This is a genomic window from Oscillibacter sp. CU971, assembly GCF_905219725.1.
GTDB lineage: Bacteria > Bacillota > Clostridia > Oscillospirales > Oscillospiraceae > Oscillibacter.
On the sequence record NZ_CAJMXG010000438.1, the window covers coordinates 1 to 1,676 of the forward strand.

A 1,676-nucleotide genomic window follows, 5' to 3' on the forward strand; every position below is an offset into this window, starting at 1 on the left:
GGACGAGGTTTTCACGTCTACTACATTTTGCAAGGCCAGAACTGAAAATGTGTGTCTCAAGTCGTGGAAGCGTATCCGCTCTAGCCCTGCCCGCTTTAGCACCCGCTGGAGCATATGCAGAACGCTGTCCGGGGACATTGGTCCTCCAAATGGTGAAGGGAAAATGTACTCGTCTTTCTGCTTCATCCCTTTGAGGACTTCAATCGCGTCCGCTCCTATCGCAATGTTGCGGTAGGAGTTTTTCGTTTTCAAGGGTGCTTCAACTACCCTGCCATTCTGCCGGAGGATTTGCCGTCGGACATGAATGATGCCCTTGTCCAAATCGATATCGTTCCATTTCAGTCCCAGCAGTTCTCCTCGTCGAAGGCCAGTGGCGAGGTCGATATAGTACAACTCAAATACACCACTGCGCCGTGCCTCCTCGAAGAAGGTGCCTAGACTCTCCGGTGGTAGAATTTTCATCTCCTTTTTCTCCAGCTTTGGCAGGACACATCCCTTCGTAGGATTGGCAGGAATCAGTCGTTGCTCCACCGCACAGTTCAGGGCGGAGGAAATCATCTGGTTGATATTCCGTACTGTTTTGACGCTGAGGCCCTTTGGTTTATTCCGAGATTCAGCGCATTCCACCCTGCCGCTCTCCAGCAGATGTTTGTACAGCCGCTGGAGGTCCATCGCTGTCAATTTGTCCAGCAGGATGTCGCCAAGGGCAGGCCGGATGTGGTTCTCGATGAATCCTTGGTAGGTCTTGTAGGATGAGGGGCGGACCTGGAGCTCGGCATAATTCTCCATCCAAGCATCCAGCCATTGGCCCACTGTGTAGTGTTCCATGCTCACGGGTCGTACCGCGCTCTTCTCAATGGCCGCTTTGAGTTTTTCCTTGACCTCTGCCTGAGTTTTGCCGAGGACATTTTTATAAACCGCCTTGCCTGTCACCGGGTCACGGCCCGCTGTGTATCGGCCCTCCCAGCGTCCGTCCTTACGTTTGCGGATACTGCCTTCTCCATTAGCTCTCCGCTTCGCCACAGCAACTCCTCCTTCCTTCTGCCATCGCCTCCTCATCTCTCGCGAAAGAATATGATTTTAGCTCACCGGCGATTCCGTGGGCCGGTTGAAATCCTGACACAAAACTTGCCAGTGCGGTTTCTTCGAGCAGTGCCGCTTGCAGGTCTACCAGTCTGAGGATTCTTTTTTGATCTTCCTTACTCACACGGTCTGAGAGACACCGCCAGCCTTCTTCAATTTCCCTTTGCATCATTACGTCCGGCTCTGAGAAAAATCTTTGGCGCAGCGCCCTCATGTACTCGTAGTCCATGTATGCCACCTCCTGTCAGCGACACACATTACCATCTGGCGGACTCAATATCCAGCCGCTTTTTCCGAGTTATCAGAAAGTTCAGATTTTCATTTCGGACTTTTGGGTCCGGACGTATTCTTTGTTTATTGCGGCGCAGTTTTTGAGTGGTTCACCAATGGTTAGGACATCGAAGGGATCTTCCACTTGCGTGACACCCTTTTTGCGCCAATATCCCCGAACGGAACCCGGGAAAACCGCCCAACGGCGGGCCTTTGAGGAAAGGCAGGCCCCCGAATTGACCCCAGGGGGCATAAACAGACCCCCGCACTCTCGTCCCCGACCCGCTCTGCGGGGCGGTGTTCACCGGCCGGGGGCGCCAAAG

The 1,676-nt window shown here is 53.6% G+C and carries 2 protein-coding genes; both read right to left on the reverse strand.

What is annotated here, in order from left to right:
• A partial coding sequence (locus tag JX325_RS16325; protein ID WP_204792089.1) for a site-specific integrase occupies positions 1–1,023 on the reverse strand: 1,023 nt, incomplete at its 3' end.
• Complete coding sequence (locus JX325_RS16330) at positions 1,004–1,312, reverse strand: hypothetical protein (protein ID WP_204792090.1); 309 nt, start codon at positions 1,310–1,312, stop codon at positions 1,004–1,006. The genes JX325_RS16330 and JX325_RS16325, both read right to left, overlap by 20 nt.
• Positions 1,313–1,676: the final 364 nt, after the last annotated feature.

Coding starts and splice junctions, on each gene's coding strand:
- JX325_RS16330 (WP_204792090.1), bottom strand. CDS start 1,312: ATGGACTACGAGTACATGAGGGCGCTGCGCCAAAGATTTTTCTCAGAG.